Annotated in this window: 10 protein-coding genes; 2 read left to right on the forward strand and 8 right to left on the reverse strand. The window is 67.5% G+C overall.

From position 1 onward, the window contains the following. Nucleotides 1-26 precede the first annotated feature (26 nt). From ACLEQD_RS14110 to ACLEQD_RS14130, 5 genes are read right to left on the reverse strand one after another with little or no spacing between them, the layout of a single operon-like run. Nucleotides 27-179, reverse strand: a complete 153-nt coding sequence (locus tag ACLEQD_RS14110) for a hypothetical protein (protein WP_410384366.1) — start codon at nt 177-179, stop codon at nt 27-29. Between the two features lies 1 nt (nt 180). Further along, a complete protein-coding gene (locus ACLEQD_RS14115; protein WP_171417088.1) occupies nt 181-672 on the reverse strand; it encodes a phage tail protein in 492 nt (163 codons plus the stop codon). Between the two features lie 44 nt (nt 673-716). Further along, on the reverse strand, nt 717-1,259 hold the full coding sequence (locus ACLEQD_RS14120; protein ID WP_171417086.1) for a phage tail protein: 543 nt from the start codon (nt 1,257-1,259) through the stop codon (nt 717-719). Then, entirely contained in the window at nt 1,259-3,580 is a 2,322-nt protein-coding gene (locus tag ACLEQD_RS14125; RefSeq protein WP_410384367.1) for a phage tail sheath subtilisin-like domain-containing protein, read from the reverse strand. Before ACLEQD_RS14125 ends, ACLEQD_RS14120 begins: the two co-directional genes overlap by 1 nt. 16 nt (nt 3,581-3,596) lie before the next feature. Continuing rightward, a complete protein-coding gene (locus ACLEQD_RS14130) occupies nt 3,597-5,555 on the reverse strand; it encodes a hypothetical protein (protein ID WP_410384369.1) in 1,959 nt (652 codons plus the stop codon). Between the two features lie 272 nt (nt 5,556-5,827). Between ACLEQD_RS14130 and ACLEQD_RS14135 the strand changes: the two genes are divergently transcribed. Continuing rightward, a complete protein-coding gene (locus tag ACLEQD_RS14135) occupies nt 5,828-6,202 on the forward strand; it encodes a DUF1622 domain-containing protein (RefSeq protein WP_410384371.1) in 375 nt (124 codons plus the stop codon). 176 nt (nt 6,203-6,378) lie between these two features. Beyond that, nucleotides 6,379-8,709: a PAS domain S-box protein gene (locus ACLEQD_RS14140; RefSeq protein ID WP_410384373.1), complete on the forward strand. Its 2,331-nt coding sequence runs from the start codon at nt 6,379-6,381 to the stop codon at nt 8,707-8,709. A gap of 8 nt (nt 8,710-8,717) precedes the next feature. Here the strand turns inward: ACLEQD_RS14140 and ACLEQD_RS14145 are convergent, their stop codons facing one another. The 3 genes from ACLEQD_RS14145 to carB form a co-directional block, all read right to left on the reverse strand. Continuing rightward, a complete protein-coding gene (locus ACLEQD_RS14145) occupies nt 8,718-9,146 on the reverse strand; it encodes a hypothetical protein (protein WP_410384375.1) in 429 nt (142 codons plus the stop codon). A gap of 37 nt (nt 9,147-9,183) precedes the next feature. Continuing rightward, complete coding sequence (locus tag ACLEQD_RS14150) at nt 9,184-15,288, reverse strand: RHS repeat-associated core domain-containing protein (RefSeq protein WP_410384377.1); 6,105 nt, start codon at nt 15,286-15,288, stop codon at nt 9,184-9,186. A 698-nt stretch (nt 15,289-15,986) separates the two neighbouring features. After that, the gene (gene carB / locus ACLEQD_RS14155; protein WP_171417068.1) at nt 15,987-19,238 is read right to left on the reverse strand and encodes a carbamoyl-phosphate synthase large subunit; all 3,252 of its coding nucleotides are present in this window, start codon (nt 19,236-19,238) and stop codon (nt 15,987-15,989) included. Between the last annotated feature and the right edge of the window lie 241 nt (nt 19,239-19,479).

Below are 19,479 nucleotides of genomic sequence, written 5' to 3' on the forward strand. Positions count from 1 at the left end.
CCCAGGCACGCCGCCAGCAACGGCGCTCACCGCGCGCGGCCGGGACGCTCGCCGGCCTGGGCCAGCGCCCACTCCTCGCGGCCGGTGAGCGGGCGCAGTTCGCCCTGGCGGTGGCAGCGGCCGTCCTCGTCGAAGAGGCCGTGCGGCAGCAGCACCGGGATGGGGGGCTCGAGCAGCACGTCAGGTCACCGCCTCCAGCGTGAAGCCCTCGTGCTGGATCTCCACCGTCTCGATGAGGATCTCGTTCGCCTCCGCGGCCAGCTCCGACATCGCGGTGAACTTCGAGACCCAGGCGTTGCGCAGCACGAACTTCTTCACCGCGCGGTTGAAGTCCAGGTCGTAGACGAGGATCTCCACGGTGCGCCGGTAGTCCGGCTCCGCGGCGCGGAAGCCCGGCGTGGCCTCGTGGCGGATGAGCTGGAGGGCCCAGTCCCGGAACGTCGTGTCCTGGGTGAGGCCCGCCTCCAGCGTGAAGGGCTCGTAGTGCACGCGGCCCGGGGACAGCTCGTCCACGGAGGACGGGCTGTTGCCGGAGCGGAACTTCACCACCTCCACGGTGCCGGTGAGGCCGCTGATTTTGCGGCACGCGGCCACCTCGATGTTGTTGAACAGCACGCGGAAGTTGAAGTTGCGGTACGGGTCGCGCTTCGTGGATTCGACGAATCGGGGCATGGCGTCACTCCTCGAATGGGACGTCAGGGCGTCGGGATGACCGCCTAGGGCCTGGACAGCACGGGCCGGGGCACCGGCTCCCAGCCTTCGTGGGTGAGCTCCAGCGACAGGAGCGCCACCTCCCCCGCCATGGCGTCCAGCTTGGGCAGGGCGTGGAACTTGCTCACCCACGCGTTGTGCACGTGGAAGCTGCGGATGCGCGCCTCCATGCCCCCGGGCGTGGGCACGTCCGTGGGGTGCGCGTAGGCGTCCCACAGGTCGATGAAGAGGTCGCGCTTCACCGGCTCGCCGGGCGCCTTGCCGGTGCGCGCGAACTCCAGCACCGCGCGCGCCCAGCGCTCCAGCGTGTCGTCCAGCGCCAGCCCCTGCTCCAGCACGAGCGGATCCCAGTTCACCTTGTGGGGCTGCGCGTAGCGGTGCAGGTTGTTGCCGCCCTCCCAGACCTCGAAGGCGCCCACGTTGACGGACAGGCCGGACACGGAGCGCACCCCCGCCACGTACTCCCCGGCCGCGGACGTGCTCATCCGGAGCCGGAAGCGGAAGGTCCGCAGCGGGTTGCGGGCGTTGGCGGGGACGGGCGTGGGCATCAGGCCGCCAGCAGGCTCTTCTGGCTGATTTCGATGACCACGAACTCCGCGGGCTTCAGCGGCGCGAAGGCCACCTGCGCGGTGACGATGCCCGCGTCCACGTTCTCCTGCGGGTTGGTGCTCCGGTCGCAGACGACGCTGAAGGCCTCCTCGGGCGTGCTGCCCTGGAAGGCGCCCTGCCGGAACAGCCCCAGCATGAAGGACTCGATGGAGACGCGGATGCGGCCCCACAGCTCTTCATCATTGGGCTCGAACACCGCCCACATCAGGCCGCGCCGCAGGGACTCCTTGAGGAAGAGCGCGGTGCGCCGCACCGGGATGTAGCGCCACTCCGGATCCGGCGACAGCGTGCGCGACCCCCACGACACCAGCCCCACGCCGGGGAACTGGCGCAGGCAGTTGAGGCTCACCGGGTTGAGCAGGTCCTGCTCCGCGTCGATGACGGGGTACTGGAGGCCCAGCGCCTCGGAGATGGACGCCTCGATGCCGGCGGGCGCCTTCCACACGCCGCGCGTGGAGTCCGTGCGGGCGAAGAGGCCCGCCATGTGGCCGGACGGCGGCACCAGCCGCGTGGGGTTGCGGCCCACGCCCACCGGATCCGCCACGCGGATCCACGGGTAGAACATGGCGGAGTTCTTCGAGCGCGAGGGCAGCCCCTCCACGAACTGCTTCGCGTCATCCGGCACGACGGCGAAGTCCTTGTCCACGCCGCCGGGGCCGTCCGCGAGGAAGAAGCAGTCCCCCCGGTTGTCGCAGTACGCGATGCCGGCGGCGATGAACGACACCTCGTTCTTGCCCGGCAGCGCCACGATGTTGACGTCCTCGGTGTCCAGCGCGTGCAGGCCCGTGCGCGACGCCGCGTCGCCCGCGAAGTCGGACGTGTCCAGGAGGCCCGTGCCGTCGTCGCCGCCCAACAGCCGCACGTTCGCCGCCGCCGCCGGGCGCACGACGGGGTTCGCGGGCGAGTCGTCGGAGTAGCCCCGGGCGCGCGGCGCGAAGCCCAGCTGCCGGAGCATGGTGGGCACGGTGGGCTGGAGCGTCTCGCTGATGGACAGCTGGAGCCCGTCGAAGGTCTCCGCGCCCAGGCCCGGCGTGCCCGCGGCGGCGGTGCCGGTGAAGCCGGTGGCGGAGAGCGACAGCGTGGACGTGCCCGCGGACGTGGCCAGCCCCGTGATGACGGTGTTGCCCTGCGCGTCCGTCACCACCGACGCGACCTTGCCGGCGAGCGCCGTCGCCAGCGAGTGGTTCAGCTCCGCGGGCGTCACCGCCCCCGCGTCCGCCGCGAGGATGGGGATGGGCACCACCGTGGTGGCCCCCGGCGGCCCCACGGTGACCTTGGCGTCCTCCGGATCCAGGTCGTACGTGGCGCCCGTGGGCTTGGGGATGGTGAGCGTGGGCCCGGTGGCCACCTTCAGCGAAATCTCCGGCGAGTCCGTGCCGCCGATGACGAGCGTGTTGGTGAGCCCCGCGGCGGTGACGGCCTGGGTGAGGAAGGTCTTGAGCTGGGTGGCGTCCAGCTGCGCGCGGCCGTTGGCGAACGTGGCGGCCGGCACCGCGGTCGTCACCAGGGCCTGGGTGATGGGGACGTCCAGCGTCGTGCGGGGCAGGTCCGGCTGGGCCTCGTCCCAGGTGGAGACCTGGAGCTTGCCGCCGTCATAGAGGCTGTACTTCGTGCCGGACAGCACGGCGGCCTTGAGCTTCGGCGGCACGCCCGGCACCAGCACCGCGCCGGGCGGCTGAGAGGCCAGCTTCAGCTGGAACTCGTCGCGCACGCGGATGTAGCGGGAGATGTCGTTGATGCGGTCGGCGACGTAGTCCTCGCTGGCCGGGTCCATGCGCACGTCCTCGAACGCCTCCAGGCGGCGCGTGGCCCCGGCCTCCGTCCAGACGACCTCCACGCGGAACGCCTCGCTGGGGAAGTTGATGGAGTCGCTCACGTGGACGCGGAGGAAGCCGGACCACTCGCCCGCGCCCCGCGCCAGGAACGTGAGGGCGTTGAGGCCGCCCCCCGCGCGCGACACGAGCGGCGCGGACGCGCCGGCCACCGCGTCGGAGGGCAGCACGCGCACGACGTAGGCGCGCCGTCCGCCGGAGTCGAAGAAGGCCTCCACCGCCTGCGCGACGAGCCCCGCCTCCCCGGGCTCGTGGCCCCCGAAGGCGCGCTCGTACTCGGCGAAGCCGGTGACGAACTGGGCCAGGCCCGGGATGCCGCGCGCCGTGCGTCCGACGAACGCCGCCGTGGACGTGCCCACCCCTTCGATGGGGCGCGCACCGGCACTGATCTCTTCGACATAGACGCCCGGATGCAATCGCTCAGCCACGTTCATCCTCCTGGTTTCAGATGGTCCCGCGCCTGGCGGTCTCGACTTCGGTGACGGACGTTCCCGGGTGGCCGCTGGCGCCGCGCGCGGCCCCGCGCGCGACGAGGTCCACCTGGGGCTTCTCGACGAGGCGGGCGCTGGTGCGCGCGTTCGGCTCGTCCATGAGCGCGGAGACGCGGTAGTCCACGCAGCAGCGGTACAGGTGGTTCAAGAGGTCGTCGCGGCGGCGCAGCTGGGTCTGGAAGAAGAAGCACTCCTCCTCGAACACGAGCGTGCGGCCCCGGGCCCAGACGCCCTCCACGGGCCTGCTGAGCGTCACCGCGTCGCCGTCCAGCCCCAGCACCAGCGCCTGGAAGCGCCGCTTGCCCACGCGGTAGCCGTCCTCGCTCTCCCCCAGCACCACCACGTCGCCGGCCTTGAGGCGCGGGGCCGCGGTGACGCTGCGGCGCAGCGCCGGATCCAGCGGGCCCACGGGCTCCGCCACCAGGTGCAGGTGGTCCACCGTGAAGTCCAGCGGCGTGCCCGTCTGCGCCCCCAGCGTGAGCACCATGTCGCTCGCGGCGACGGTGACGCCGGGCGCGGCGACGGGCGGCGCGGGCGTGGCCTCCGGGTCCTGGAGCGGCTGCGGCGTCCCGTCCGCGGACAGCCACACCACGCCCGCCCCCGCCTCCAGCCGCGCGTGCAGCGCCACGCCGGCCTCCAGCCGCTCCACGGGAAGGCGCCAGCGCGTCTCCGCGACCTGCGTGCCGCTGCCCTGGGACAGCGTCGCGGTGGCCACCACCTCGCCCATGAGCCGGGTGCCCACCTGCTCATAGCGGACAACGAGCCGCAGCACGGGCTGCCCCTGCGACAGCAGGACGGCCACCGGCAGCGTCTGCGCGGCCACCGCGCCGGGGGCGACCCGCAGCCCCAGCGACAGCGCCAGTCCGTCCGGGGCCGGATTGTCGGCGTGGAACGGATCCGGCACGGCGGGCAGGGGGGACACGAGGACGGAGGCGGTGCCGGTCCCGGACAGGCGCAGGCCCTCGGAGGCGGGCAGGAAGGACGCGCCCGGCGTCAGGTCCACGCGGCCGCCGCGCGCGCGCTCCAGGCCCAGGTCGCTGGCCTCCAGGTGCGCCAGGGACATGAGCGTGGTGGGCTCGCCGCGCGGCAGCAGGCGGAGCGTCGTGGCGCCGTCGGGCACGTCCTCGGCCAGCAGCGACGGGCGGAGGACCATCTGCCCGCGCGTGGGGATGCTGAGCGCCACCGTGTCCATGATGGACGCCAGGTCCACCTGCGAGCCCGCCCACAGGTCCACCTGCACGTCGATGGCCATGGCCTTGGGCGCGCGCAGCTTGCGCAGGAACGCCCTGCCCTCCTGGGCCCGCTCCGGAGGCTCCAGGCCCAGGGGGTCCGCGATGCTGCCGGTGACGGGCAGCACCTCCACGCTGGAGCGGAACGCCATGGAGGCGATGCCCGGGTCGGAGCTGAGCGCGAGCCGGCCGCCCTCCACGTCCCAGCGCGCGGTGACGGCGGCGAGCGCCTCCAGCAGCAAGGGGTCCGTGAGCGGCGCGCCCGTGGGCTCCTGGAAGAGGCCGCCGGCGAGCGCCTCCGCCAGCTTCGCGTTGAGCGCGGCGGTGAGCGCGGGGCCGGTGGCGGCGGAGGCGAACGAGCCCCCCGGCAGGCCCGTGAGGGTGACGGTGGCGCGGCCATCCAGGCGCAGCTTGAGCGCGCCGCCCGGGGGCACGCTGTCCGACGCCGCGCGAGGCCTGCCGACGAGGTGGCCCGGGACGCGGACGGTGGCGACGCCGGTGCGGCCGTTCTCGCGCTCGGGTTCAGGGAAGAGGCCCAGCGGACCGACGACGGAGAAGAAGGGCACGCGCGAGGGCCGGTAGCCCTCATCCACATAGCCATGCGCGGCGAAGACGCGCACGTCGCCGCTGCGCAAGGCCATCCGGCCCTGCCACAGCAGTCCGCTGAGGATCTCGCGAATCACGCGAAACGACCCTCCAGGGCAGCGTCATGTCTGATTTCAAGCTGCTGCGTCACGGCACCCCCCGGCACCCCGCAGAACCGCCTGTCCCCCGCGTGAGACACACGGAGGGCGGCGACAATGAACCAGGAACTCCACCGGCGTCAATACCAGACACGCTTCAATCCATGACTGTCATGTGACAATCACAACACGTGTATCGCCCCGCGGGGCAGGTGGGAGGGGGTGGTTGTCCACTGGGCCAAGGACCATCTTCCCCAGGAGGGGGGCGGCGGATGCCATTCGCGGACTTCGTGGGCCTGGCCGCCCAGTTGTTCGAAGTGTCAGGTGTGGGCGTGATGGTGTTGGGAGCGTGGGTCTCCGTGGCGTTCGCCCTCCGGAACGTGCGCGGCCCGGGGCGCGCGGGTGCGTACCGGCAGCTGCGCCACCACCTGGGCCGCGCCATCCTGTTGGGGCTGGAGCTGCTGGTCGCGGCGGACATCATCCGCACGGTCGCGGAGGCGCCCACGATGGAGCAGGTGCTCATCCTGGGGCTCATCGTCCTCATCCGGACCTTCCTCAGCTTCACGCTGGAGGTGGAGATCGACAGACGCTGGCCCTGGCAATCCCGCCCAGGCGACAAGGAAGGAGCCGGCCCCCCGCCGCCGTGAGGCCTTGTCCCTGGGGGCGCGACCAATCAGTGGCTGCGCCTCCAGGTGGGCGCGGGCTGCCCGCGCGCGTCGCGGATGCACACCCTCCAGGTCAGGCCACTCCCATGGTGGGAAGCGGCGTCACGGGGCCCTGCCTCCAAGCTCGCCGGGAAGGGCCGGGGTCAGAGGAGGCGCGCGTGGAGAGTCACAGCGCAAGCTTCGACCCGGAGGCCTCCGAGTCCATCACCGAGGCGCACTCCCGGCTGCTCCTCGAGACGCTGGTGGCCAGCACGCCCGTGGGGCTCGCGGTCGTGGACATGGAGCAGCGCTTCGTCCAGGTCAACGACGCCCTGGCGGACATCAATGGCATCCCCCGCGCCGCCCACCTGGGCCGCAAGGTGCAGGAGATCGTCCCGGAGATGTGGCCCATGCTCCGGCCCCAGTACCAACGCATCCTGGAAGGCGGGGCGGCGCAGACGGTGGAGGTCCACGGCACGACCCCGAAGGAGCTGGGCGTGGAGCGCCACTTCCTCGTCAGCTACTACCCGGTGCGCACGGGAGCGGGCGTGCTGCTGGGCATCGGCGTCATCGTCGTGGAGGTCACCGAGCAGCGCAGGGCGCACGACGCGCTCCGGGCCAGCGAGCAGCGCTACCGCTCGCTGGTGGAGGCCATGGCGCAGCCGGTGTGGACCACCAACGCCCGGGGCGAGGTGGTGGAGCCCGCGCCGCGCTGGCGGGCGTTCACGGGCCAGACGCACGAGGAGCACCTGGGGCTGGGCTGGCTCACCGCCATCCACCCGGATGACCGCAAGCGCGTGGTGCGCGGCTGGGTGGAGTCCCTGCGCACGAAGACGTCCTACCGGGGCGAGTTCCGCCTGCGCTTCCACGCCGGGGGCTACCGGAACGTGGTGGGCCGGGCCGTTCCCGTGTTCGGCGACAAGGGCGCCATCCGTGAATGGGTGTCCACGGCGGAGGACATCACCGAGCGCAAGCAGGCGGAGGCCCGGGCGGAGAACGAGCGCGCGAGGCTGCGCGCCGTGCTGACGAGCGCTCCGGCGTCCATCGCGCTGCTCACCGGCAGGGAGCAGGTCTTCGCGCTGGTGAACCCCCTCTACCAGCGGCTGTCCCAGGGACTGGAGCTGCTGGGCAGGTCCGTCAAGGACGTCGATTATCCCCAGGGCCTGCACTACTCCAGGATGCTGGAGAAGGCCTACACCAGCGGTGAGCCGGTGATGGAGAAGGAGGTCGCCGTCACCACCGACTTCGGGGGCGAGGGGGCGGAGTCCACGCGCCGCTTCGACCTCGTCTGCCAGCCGCTGCGTGACGTGTCTGGCCAGGTGGACTCCGTGCTGTCCTTCGCCGTCGACGTGACGGAGCGGGTGGAGGCGCGCAGGAAGCTGGAGGAGTGGGCCGCGTCGCTGAGGAACCAGCAGCAGTGGCTGGAGGCGGTGCTGGACCGGACGCCGGTGGCGCTCATCCTGGTGGAGCCCCGGACGGGCCGGATCCTCTTCGCGAACCAGGTGGCCCGGCGGATGGCCGGCGGCGACTTCCCTGGGGGCCTGCGGGAGGAGACGTACTCGGGCGAGCACCGCTTCACGGACAAAGCGGGCCGGAAGATGAGCATGGATGAGATCCCCGGCGTCCGGGCGGCGAAGGGCGCGTCCGTGCACGGGGAGCCGGTCGTCTGGCACACGCCCACCGGGCACTACTCGCTGCTGGTGGAGGCGGCCCCCCTGCCCGCCCAGCATGGCCATCCCGCGTCGGTCCTCCTGGGGCTCCAGGACGTCACCGAGCTGCGCAAGACCCAGGCCCAGCTCCAGCACGCGGTGTCTCTCAGGGACGAGTTCCTGACGGTGGCGTCGCACGAGCTGAAGACGCCGCTGACGCCCTTGCAGCTCAAGCTCCAGTCACTGGTGAAGGACGCGCAGGCGGCCCAGACGCTGGAGGCGCTGCGGGAGCGCGTCTTGAGGACGGCGGAGACCATCTCCGGGCAGGTCCGGAAGATGACCACGCTCATCAACGACCTGCTGGAGGTGACGCAGCTCACAGGCCCCGCCGCGCCGCTGCGGCTGGAGGACGTGGACCTGGCGGACGTGGTGCGCGAGGAGGTGGAGCGCTTCAAGGCGCAGGCGGAGAAGGCGGGCTGCGAGCTCATCGTGGATGCGGCCCCCGGAGCGGTGGGCCACTGGGACCGCCACCGGTTGGAGCAGGTGGTGAGCAGCCTCTTGTCCAACGCGCTGAAGTACGGCGCCGGGCGCCCGGTGACGCTGAAGGTCGAGCGTGACCGGGACCGGGCAAGGTTGAGCGTGAGGGACGAAGGCATCGGCATCGCGCAGGGGAGCCTCCAGGCCATCTTCGAGAAGTTCACCCGCGCCGTGTCGACACGTCATTACGGAGGTCTGGGGTTGGGCCTCTTCATCACAAGGCAGATTGTGGAGGCCCACCACGGCACCCTGCGCGCGGTCAGTCAACCCGGGCAGGGTGCGACGTTCCTCGTGGAGCTGCCAATCAACGGGAGGGCAAGTTAAACAACAGCTCAATGCGTCTCTGGTGCCCAGATTCGGCGGCCACGCTCCAGCCACGCGAAGACCTTATTGGACCAAAAGCTCGCCATGGTCAGCGTCACGACAAACCCGGTCTCCGCATTGACAATCGTCCACTCATTGGCCTCATTTCTCACATCCACACGAAAAGCAACCTCAATACCCTCACTGAACCGAGCAAAGCGAACAAGCTCACCACGCCTTTCCAGTTTCTCAACCGGATGGATTTCCAAGGCTGGGGTCGACACGCTGAGACCATTGTGCGCCCTGTAAAAGAGGCGCACCCCCGCAGGAAACTCAACACCAAGATGTCGCTCGCTACTCAGCAGAACATCCTCTGCCACGGGCGCGCCCAGCATCAGCCCTCCATCCCGAAGAGAGACGTCGCGCTCCAGTTTTCTGGAAAACTCTTCGATTCGCATCGCCATCCTCCTCATCCAATGACCAAGGAACATCTCATCATCTCTTAAATTTCTTGAAATCCAACCAGCGTCCGATCTTGTTAAGTGAGCTGCGAACAACATTCTTGTTCGCATTATAGACGGCCTGTTGCGCCTTGGTCATCTTGGGATCGCCTTTCAGCGGGAACCCCTGGGGCCCGATTCGCGTCTCCGTCCCCGACCCCGTTACATGCGCATGCGCAGGGCCATGCTCCATTGGGCCACCATGGCTTGCGGCATCAGCACCGTAGTTATGGGTGATCTTCACCCCGTCCTGATTAACAATTGTCCCTTCAGGCAGGGTGGGCGGAGTCGTGCGAACGGAGCCATCGCTTGCGTCCGTTTCAGCCGGGTTGAGCAGAATATCCGCAGCCACCGCAACGGCGGTTGGAACCTGAATGAGGGCACCTGCAGTCAACGTCGCCAGCATCTGCAATGCGTCGATCGAGTTCTGGCGATATGCTGCGGCATTCTCATCAATATTCTCCTGAGAACACATTCGTTCATCGGCTAGGCAGTCCAATAGGGCCTCCTCCCCAGCGACCCCCTCTGCAATCAGGCCTGTTGGATCCGAATTTGCCACCGGATTATTCGCGGCGTAGCTGTAGGTAAGCAGAGGGCTCCCGGACACCACCGTCGCAATGGCCATCGCTGGCTCCGAAAGCAGCCCTTCTGGCGCAAGATAGCGTCCAAGCGCTGCGTCGTAATAGCGGTTCCAGTTCTCAAACAGGTCCGTCTCCGGGTCGTAGTACTGGCCAGGCAAGCGCAAGGGCAGCCACACCGGCTTCGTAGTAGGCTCAAATCGGCGGTATTCGAAGCCACCAAGATGAGCCGTGACGTGGGTCTGTGCATCATTGTCGAGCCCCATGACCACGTAGAAGTAGCCATCAGCCGGTGTGTTCACCCACCCCGGCGTAAGCGCTTTACCCATGGTCACTGCCACAAGCTGGCCATCCGTGCTGTTGGCACCCTGCAAGGGAGTACTCTGGGAGTCAGAAAGATAGACTCCCTCCTGGCCACTTGCCGAAACCCATTCGAATCGGGCCCGGGCCTGGGTCACCAATGCCGGATTCGACGGCACGCGGAGCGTCGCCATGGAAGGAATGGCATCCTGAGCCGCGGCATACTGAGCAACGCGGTTGACGTGGCCAAACGGCTCGTAATCCCCCGTCCCACTGATTCGCCCCTTCGAGTCCAGCAGCAGGACCGGCTTCCCAAGCCCGTCCGTCACCGGGAAGTACGTCCCGCAGGGGACATCGGACTCCAGTCCGAAGCGTGAGCAATCCGCCGTGTTGTCCGCGACCCGCAGGAATGGCGAGTGCGTGAAGCGCGACTTAATGAGCGCCACCGGCCGACCGTCCAGCCATACATACTCATCCAACACGTAGTCCGTCGTACTCGGGCTGGACGCAACATGCCCGACGTCCACCAGCAACTGGGTCCCCGAGTAGAAGTACTCGTCCTCCCGGCCATCCCAGCTGCGCTTCAGGCGTCGCCGGCCCGCCGCGTCATAGAAGTACTCGTAGTTGACGCCCGAGCCCCCCAGTTGCGTGCTGGTCACCTGCCGGTAGACCGCCCCAAGGTCCACCGGGGACGTGGTGGTCGCATTGAGCGTCAGCGCGTAGTATGGCTGGGGTGCCGTCTGGCTGAGATACCAGGACGCATTGCTCATGCGGCCTGCCATGTCATGCAGGTAGCGGGTCGTGATGCTGTAAGGCAAGCAACCCACCTGCCCGGCCGGGCACGCGGGAGCCGAGTGCTTCCGGGTGACGATCTGGTCCACCCGGGGAAATGCGCTCGTGTACTCGGACTGCACCGACGAACCGTTCCAGGTCTCGCTCGTCCTGTTGCCACGTGCGTCATATGAATAGGAAATAGAATTGTCTGCCCAGGGACTGTCGCTAGGCCAACTGGTAACGTTACGCAACTGGAGCCGTGCATCAAAACCAGACGCTCCCGACTCCGACCCATAGTATTGCGTACTGGGCTTGACAGTGCTCGACGTCTGGAGAATGCATGTGTCCTCGTCGAGCAACTGATCCGCACGGTAGCGGTAGGTCCGCTTGAAGACGTCTCCCAACGCCACGCGTGTCACGCTCAGCCCCGAAAGCCGCCCGAAAGGAACGCCGACAGAGTCAACTGCTTGCGAGAAGGATGCCGCAGAGCAGTCCGCGACTCCAGTATTGGAGCCGCCCTGGTGATAGCGAACCTGGGCAGAAACGGGCACCTCCGACTCACCACGCGAGTGGACACGATATGCCTTCAGCCCGCCATAGGGCTCCCATTCCACCGCCGTGATTAAGGGGTCATGGCCTGAAGCGCCGTTGGGGTACAAATGAGCCACATAGATATCGCTCACGCGGTGAGGCATTCCCGTATTGGCGGCGTAGTACCGGTACTCAATTGCTCGACCATAGGGGTAGATTTCACTAACCAGCCGTCCCGCTGAGTCGTAGAAGAAGAAGTGGTTCGGGCTGTCTTTCCCCGAGAAGTAAGGGGACGTATTGCATCCCTGGGATGGGGGTTGCGCCTGAGCACCTCGGACGCGGTACTTCGCCGAAACCCTCCCCATGGCGTCGTACTCGAACCAGGTCGCACCGAAGGAATCCACCATGACGTGTTGCTGGCCAGGGAAGGCCACAGGACAATTCGTGGGAACGCCAGGGACCTGTCCCGCGTACCAATATTGGTAGAGACGCTCGGATTGCGTGCCCTGCCGGGCGTCAGCCCAGAGGGGCCGGCCAATGGCGTCATATTGATAGGCCGTCCAGCTCGCCGTCTGTGCCATGCTGGAAGTTTGCTTGACGATGGGACTTCCCAGGGTGTCGTAAGCAAACTGGATGACACTGGGCCCCGCCGAGGGCGTCTGGCCCGGCGTGGCGGCGGCGCCCCACGGTGCCTTCACCTCCAGGAGGTTGCCGAAGTCGTCATGGAGATACTCGATGGCCGGCTGATTGGCACAGCTATTCAGCGTGGTACCCGCCGCACAGCCCTGCTTGATGCTGCGGACGTTGCCGGCTTCGTCATAGGCAATATGGGTCGCCGTTGCCGCCTGCCCACCCGCCGGACCGGCTGCCTCCAACATCGACACCAACCGATTGAGACGGTCGTATTCGAACGCACGGCACTCGGGCGGCAGCGCAGTCAGCGCTCCGCTCGTCGTGTTGAAGCCACCGCAGAATGCAGGCGGACGGCCGTAGTTGGCGAGATACGGGAGCCCTTCGCGAATAGGGTTGTTCTCGGCGTCGAAGAGCTTCGTGGACGAATAAGTGGAGTTCCAGCTGGCCCCCTCCCCCCATTCCTCACCAAAGCCCTGGAAGGTCGGCCGCCCCAAGGGGTCCGAGTCATAGGTCCGCCGCGCTCGGAGGACACCTCCCGCGGCCAGCGTCTCCTCCTTGATGAGACGGCCCGAGCGGTAGAAGTAGTTCACGCGCTCGCTGTAGTTCGCCCCGCTGGCTGACGCGGACGTCGCCTTCCACTGCAGCTTGTCCGTCAGCGTTCCGCCTGTGCAGCCAGCACTTCCCGTTCCCGTCCGGTAGCACTGCACTTCGTAGCGACCATCCGGATGCCGGATGTAGTCGCCGTGCAGGCCATTGCCATAGCCATAATCCGTGACAAGGTCCGCCAGGAGAGCTGCCTTCACGGTCTTGCGGACCAGCTTCCCCGACGCATATGCATATTGGGTCTGGACGCCGGCCGGGGCCGTGGTCTGGAGCAACCGGCCCTGGTCGTCGTAGGCATCGTAGGTCGTGTCAAGATACGGCGCCGTGTTGCATTGCGGAGCGCTGACGAACTGCGTGAACACGCGCTTGCGGATCAGGTGCTGCTGCTGGCCATTGGATGCACCCGACGCACCGTAGAAGTAGTGCGTGACCGGCGCCGGACCGCTGCATGTCGTTGCTGTCGGGCTCGACACCCAGCACGGCCCTTCAATCTCCACGGTGCGCGCTTGCGGATCCGCGTCGGCCGGGGTCTCGCCTTTGCACAGGCGATACGTGCGGTAGAAGGTCGCGAGGTGCTTCAGCGTGGGTGCGCCAAAGCTGGTCGTGAAGTCCCAGGTGTAGCCGCTGCGCACCTTGGCCATCAGCTGGTTCGTCGTGGGTTCGTACTGGTACGTCCACGTCGCTTGTGCACCAGCACCCGCACGACTGGCCATGGCGGAGGTCCCTGTCTCCGACTTCAACTGTTGCTCATAGCCAGGATAGGTGCCGGCGCGGCCATACTCATAGGTGTACGACTTTGTGAGCAACGCGCCATTGCCCGTTGCGTCCACGGCTCCGAAATCCGCCCTCCGCATCTCTGCCGGGGGCAGGAAGGAGCCATATACGTCATAAGGAAGCTGCGACCGACTGCTATTTCCATTTGTCGCGATCTCGTTGGTGTAAGCAGAGTAACTGCCGCGCGCGTCACTCTGGCTCTTGGCCATTCCAGTCCAGCGCTCTGCAGGTTCGACCGCCGAGAGGTATTCGTCGGCCCAGGAACGCGTATGCTGTGGCGTCAGACTGATGCCCACGCCCTTGCAATGCGAATCATTATTGACGCCATCCGAACCACACTTGATTTCGGCCCCTGTCGTGGTGACAGCGTGGGTCCACGAATTACTGGCAACAAACGCGCGCACCAGACTGGTCTGCGACTGCTGGAAGCCATCGCCAGCGCTGACACTTTCTATGAAGCTCTGCTTCTGCGCATTCGCGCAGTTTCCGCTCAGCTTCCCAGGGCCGCACCAAGCCCCCATCCCATGGACTTCGGCCGTGACCGTCTGCTTCGTCCAAGCATTCTCGTCCTCAAGAACGTAGTGCATTTGCCGGTGAAGGAGCTTGCTTGTGACGAGTACTCCGTCGCGAAACACCTTCCACCGTACCGTCCCAACCGCGGTGCCCTGGTCCGCCCAGGTATATGTCATCTGCATCGGGACTGGGGCTTCAGCACCCGCGGGTACGTTCTGGGAAGCGCCCACGAAGTAGCGTGCGCCACCCAGCATGCCGGCGGGGCTCGAAACGATCTGCCCGTTGAGATCGTGCATCGCGTAGTCGTACGTCACGACATTGCGCGTACCCAATCCTGTACCCGAGGTGCCCTCCTCAAGATCGACCTTGGAGAGGACGCACTCGTGCGTGAAAGCCAGGGTTGTGTCCTGCGTTGGAAGGCTGGCGTATGAGAATGCCAGCCGGGAGCCATTGGCCAGATTGGCGTACTGGACCATCTCGGTGGGCTTCCCATAGGTCGTGGAGGGTGCCGTGCAACCCGCGGGCATCGCTGTGTGGTACTGAAGGGATGCGATGAGGCGCCGTCCGGGATTTCCCACGGCAGTGCTTGTACCGTAGGAGGTTGGCTCAATCGCCGTCAGGAAGTAGGCATCATTCCATCGCGTGTGAGGAAGAGCCGGTTGCGTCAGTCCTCCCACAAGGACCGCCTGCGTGTAGCGAAAACGGCCCTCGGGGCTGATGAGCGTGAAGCCGCCACTGTCCCAGCGCAGCTTGACGTGCTGATCGTGCATCGACGTCGCGAATGCACCCTGTTGATCCATTCCGCAGTAATTGAAGCGGAGGGTGCCTCCTGACGGAGCAACCACCGTGCAGAAAGGGGTTTCAAAGACATCTGTCCCCGAAGGGTCCTTGACCCTATCCACCCCAGTCAGGACATAGCTATACAGATTGTGTGTCCAACGGTAGGCACTGTTCGTTCCGCTCGAACCCATCACGCGTCCGAAGGGCGTGAGCATCCGCTTCTCCGGAATTCCCAGTGTATTCGCCTGCGTCGACGCGGTGAAGGTGCGGGTGAAGGCAAAGTCGCCAATCGCCGAGGACAGGCTGAAGTCTGTCTCCGAGTAAGTGGGACGCAGCGAGCCCACGGGCACGGGCGCGGCGGCGGAAACACCCGCACTGCTGGGTCCTCCCAGGGGCGGCGCAGGGCTGAGCGGCGCCTGGTCCACGCGTTGCTGCACTTCCGCCTCGTTGAGCGTCTCGGCCGCCCAGGCGACTCCGAGCCCCACCAGCACAATGCCACCGGCCATCAGGCCCCGGGCGGCCCTACTGCCCCATCTCTTTTTCATAACGGTTCCTGCGTCCACATTGGAGTTCCCGCTGGCTTCCACGTTGCTTCCCTCTCGAAACTCACTCATTGCGCTCGTCCTTCGCCGGCACTGCGGCCAAACGGGGCTGACACAATCCCTCTCGCGTGTTCTGATCCAGAATCACGCAGGGCCAGTCCGCCGGGCATTCCGTTGTCTGTGTACAGGATCGGGTGCAGAAGTAGCCCTGTCCCAGACCGGCTCCGGGCGCGTGCACGCAGCGGCCGCTCAGACAGGCGCTGTCGCCTCCGTCGACGCAGGACTCGCCTACTTCACGCTTGGGCGCCTCCAGGCTTTGAGCCTTGGGCCGCCATTCCGTGACGACGCGACCTTCAGGTACGGCTTGAGGCGGCGGTGCCTGCGTGGACTCCCCCGGAGGCGTACACGCCAGCTCCCAAGCAAAAAGACATAAAACCATCCATCGGACGTTCATCACGCGCACGTCTCCTCATGACGCTCACGTCCAGGGACGCGCGCGCCTGTGTTTTTCGAATGTGTGGAAAGGAGCCCCTGTGAATCCGGGGCGGCCCTTCATGGCCGTTGAAGCAAGAAGCCCTGAAGGCAGACCCCTCCTGAGAGGAATCGGGCCTCGGGGTCGACTCGAATGAAGGGGAGCTACAGCAACTGCGGGATCAGACCAGTACCAGGGTTCAAAGGTTTTGCAAACCCAGGCCTGTCGAGGTGCAGAACGACACCGTCTCCTGGATGCGCTGAGCGTGCATCCAGGAGACAGATTGAGAGTGAAGCCCTTACTTCCGCGCCGGAGGCACGCCGCCTTCGCCGTACAGGTACGCCTGCAGCGGCTTCACCGCGAGGTCCGAGCGCTTCAGCGACTCCAGCGCGCCCACCGCCATGCGCGCCGCCTGCACCGTCGTGTAGTACGGCACCGAGTGCATCAACGCCTCACGGCGGATGGAGAAGCTGTCCGCGATCTCCTGCTTGCCGAAGGTGGTGTTGATGACCAGGACGATCTCCCCGTCGACGATCTTGTCGACGATGTTCGGCCGGCCCTCCTTCACCTTCTGCACCCGCTGCGACTCGATGCCCTTCGTCAGCAGGTAGTCGTGCGTGCCCGCCGTCGCCGTCAGGCTGAAGCCCAGCGACCGCAGGCGCCGGGCCAGGTCCACCACCGCCGGCTTGTCCTCGTCCTTCACGGAGATGAACACCCGGCCCGTCTTGGGCAGCTTCACGCCCGCCGCCAGCTGGCTCTTCGCGAACGCGGACGCGTAGTCCTCCGCCAGGCCCATCACCTCGCCCGTGGACTTCATCTCCGGGCCCAGAATCACGTCCACCCCGGCGAAGCGCGCGAACGGGAAGACGCTCTCCTTCACCGCCACGTGCCGGAACTCCGGCTCCTCCGTGCGGCCCAGCTCCTTCAGCGTCTTGCCCACCATGCAGAGCGCGGCGATCTTCGCCATGGGCATGCCCGTCGCCTTGGAGATGAACGGCACCGTGCGGCTGGCGCGCGGGTTCACCTCCAGGACGTAGATGTTCTTCCCCTGGATGGCGAACTGCACGTTCATCAGGCCCACCACGCCCAGCTCGCGCGCCATGGCGATGGCCTGGTCCTTCATCCGCTCCACCAGGTCCGGCGACAGCGAGTGCGGCGGCAGCGTCGCGGCCGCGTCACCCGAGTGCACGCCCGCCTCCTGGATGTGCTCCAGCACGCCGCCAATCAGCACCTGCCCCGTGCGGTCCGCCACCAGGTCCAGGTCCACCTCGATGGCGTCCTTCAGGAAGCGGTCGATGAGCACCGGGTGCTCCGGCGACGCGCTCACCGCCTCGCGCATGTAGCGCTCCAGGCTGGCCGCGTCGTAGACCGTCTCCATCGCCCGCCCGCCCAGCACGTACGACGGGCGCACCATCACCGGATAGCCGATGCGCTCGGCCACCTTGAAGGCCTCCGCGTGGCTGCGCGCGACGCCGTTCTCCGGCTGCTTCAGGCCCAGCTTCTCGATCAGCTTGGAGAACTTCTCGCGGTCCTCCGCCCGGTCGATGGCGTCCGGCGACGTGCCAAGAATCGGCAGCCCCGCCTGCTCCAGCGGCACGCTCAGGCGCAGCGGCGTCTGCCCGCCGAACTGCACGATGGCGCCCACCGGCTTCTCGCGCTGGGACACCTCCAGCACGTCTTCGATGGTCAGCGGCTCGAAGTAGAGGCGGTCGGACGTGTCGTAGTCCGTGGACACCGTCTCCGGGTTGCAGTTGACCATCACCGTCTCGTACCCGGCCTCGCGCAGCGCGAAGGCCGCGTGCACGCACGCGTAGTCGAACTCGATGCCCTGGCCGATGCGGATGGGGCCGCTGCCAAGAATCAGCACCTTCTGCCGGTCCGTGGGGGGCGCCTCGTCCTCCTCCTCGTAGGTGGAGTACAGGTAGGGCGTGTACGCCTCGAACTCCGCGGCGCAGGTGTCCACCCGCTTGAACACCGGACGGATGCCGCGCGAGTGCCGGTGCGCCCGCACCTCCGCCTCCGGGTAGCCCATCAGGTTGCCCAGGTACTTGTCGGAGAAGCCGTGCGCCTTCGCCTGACGCAAGACGTCGTCCGGCAGGTGGTCCAGGCGGCCGATGTCCGCCAGCGACTGCGCCTCGTGCACCAGCGCCTCGATGTGCCGCAGGAACCACGGGTCGATGGCGGAGAGCTGGTGCACCTGCTCCACCGTCATGCCCTCGCGGAACGCCTGCGCCACGAACCACGGGCGCTCCGGGCGGGGCACGCGCAGCCCCTCGTGGAGGACCTTCTCGCGCTCCTCCTTCTCCGTGGGCAGCTCCGGCGACTCCAGGCCCACGCGCCCCAGCTCCATGGAGCGCAGCGCCTTCATGTACGCCTCGGGGAAGGTGCGGCCAATGGCCATGACCTCACCCACCGAGCGCATGCTCGTCGTCAGCGTGCGGTCCGCCTTGGGGAACTTCTCGAAGTTGAAGCGCGGCACCTTCACCACCACGTAGTCCAGCGTCGGCTCGAAGGAGGCCGGCGTGTCGCGGGTGATGTCGTTGCGCAGCTCGTCCAGCGTGTAGCCCAGCGCCAGCTTCGCGGCGACCTTCGCGATGGGGTAGCCCGTCGCCTTGGACGCCAGCGCGCTGGAGCGCGACACGCGCGGGTTCATCTCGATGACGACCATGCGGCCGTCGCGCGGGTGGATGCCGAACTGGATGTTGGAGCCGCCCGTGTCGACGCCAATCTCGCGGATGATGGCCAGCGACGCCTGCCGCATGCGCTGGTACTCGCGGTCCGTCAGCGTCTGCGCGGGCGCCACGGTGATGGAGTCACCGGTGTGCACGCCCATCGGGTCCAGGTTCTCGATGGAGCAGATGATGATGACGTTGTCCGCGGAGTCGCGGACCACCTCCAGCTCGTACTCCTTCCAGCCGAGCACGCTCTCCTCCACGAGGATGGTGGAGGTGGGGCTCGCCTTGAGGCCCGAGCGGCAGATGGCCTCGAACTCCTCGCGGTTGTACGCGATGCCGCCGCCCGTGCCGCCCAGCGTGAAGGAGGGGCGGATGATGGCCGGGAAGCCGATCTCCTCCACCAGCGCCATGGCGTCCGTGAGCGTCGTGGCGTAGCCGCTCTTGGGCAGCGACACGCCGATCTTCTGCATGGCCGCCTTGAAGAGCTGGCGGTCCTCGGCCTTGTTGATGGCCTCCAGCGACGCCCCGATGAGCCGCACCCCGTACTTCTCCAGGATGCCCCGCTCCGCGAGCGCCTTGGCCAGGTTGAGCGCCGTCTGCCCGCCCATGGTGGGCAGGAGGGAGTCCGGGCGCTCGGCGGCCAGAATCTTCTCCGCCGCCTCCACGGTGATGGGCTCGATGTAGGTGCGGTGCGCGAACTCTGGGTCCGTCATCACCGTGGCGGGGTTGCTGTTGAGCAGCACCACCTCCACGCCCTCGTCCCGAAGCGCCTTGATCGCCTGGGTGCCTGAGTAGTCGAACTCGACGGCCTGCCCGATGACAATCGGGCCCGAGCCAATCACGAGAACCTTCCGGATATCAGTGCGCTTTGGCATCGGGCGCCCCCCATACCAACGTCCGCCCCCACATGCACGCGGTGCGTTGTGCCATCCGAAGAGACCGTCCGACGCCCGCTTGCTCGGGGCCCCCGGCCCGGCGTCCTCTGCTACGCTGCCGCGCTTCCCTCCGGAGGTTTCATGCGTCGCTGGCCCCTGGCCCTGCTCGTCCTTCTCGCCGCGCCCGCCCTCGCCCAGGACCCCGCTCCGCCGCCACGCCCGCCCCGCCGAGCCACCCCGG

Origin of the sequence: Corallococcus sp. 4LFB (genome assembly GCF_046520365.1) — a bacterium.
Classification (GTDB): Bacteria; Myxococcota; Myxococcia; order Myxococcales; family Myxococcaceae; genus Corallococcus; species Corallococcus caeni.

Excerpts from the sequence above, each read along its gene's own strand:
- ACLEQD_RS14135 (WP_410384371.1), top strand. The coding sequence starts at position 5,828 with ATGCCATTCGCGGACTTCGTGGGCCTGGCCGCCCAGTTGTTCGAAGTG.
- carB (WP_171417068.1), bottom strand. The coding sequence starts at position 19,238 with ATGCCAAAGCGCACTGATATCCGGAAGGTTCTCGTGATTGGCTCGGGC.
- ACLEQD_RS14145 (WP_410384375.1), bottom strand. The coding sequence starts at position 9,146 with ATGCGAATCGAAGAGTTTTCCAGAAAACTGGAGCGCGACGTCTCTCTT.
- ACLEQD_RS14115 (WP_171417088.1), bottom strand. The coding sequence starts at position 672 with ATGCCCCGATTCGTCGAATCCACGAAGCGCGACCCGTACCGCAACTTC.
- ACLEQD_RS14150 (WP_410384377.1), bottom strand. The coding sequence starts at position 15,288 with ATGAGTGAGTTTCGAGAGGGAAGCAACGTGGAAGCCAGCGGGAACTCC.
- ACLEQD_RS14120 (WP_171417086.1), bottom strand. The coding sequence starts at position 1,259 with ATGCCCACGCCCGTCCCCGCCAACGCCCGCAACCCGCTGCGGACCTTC.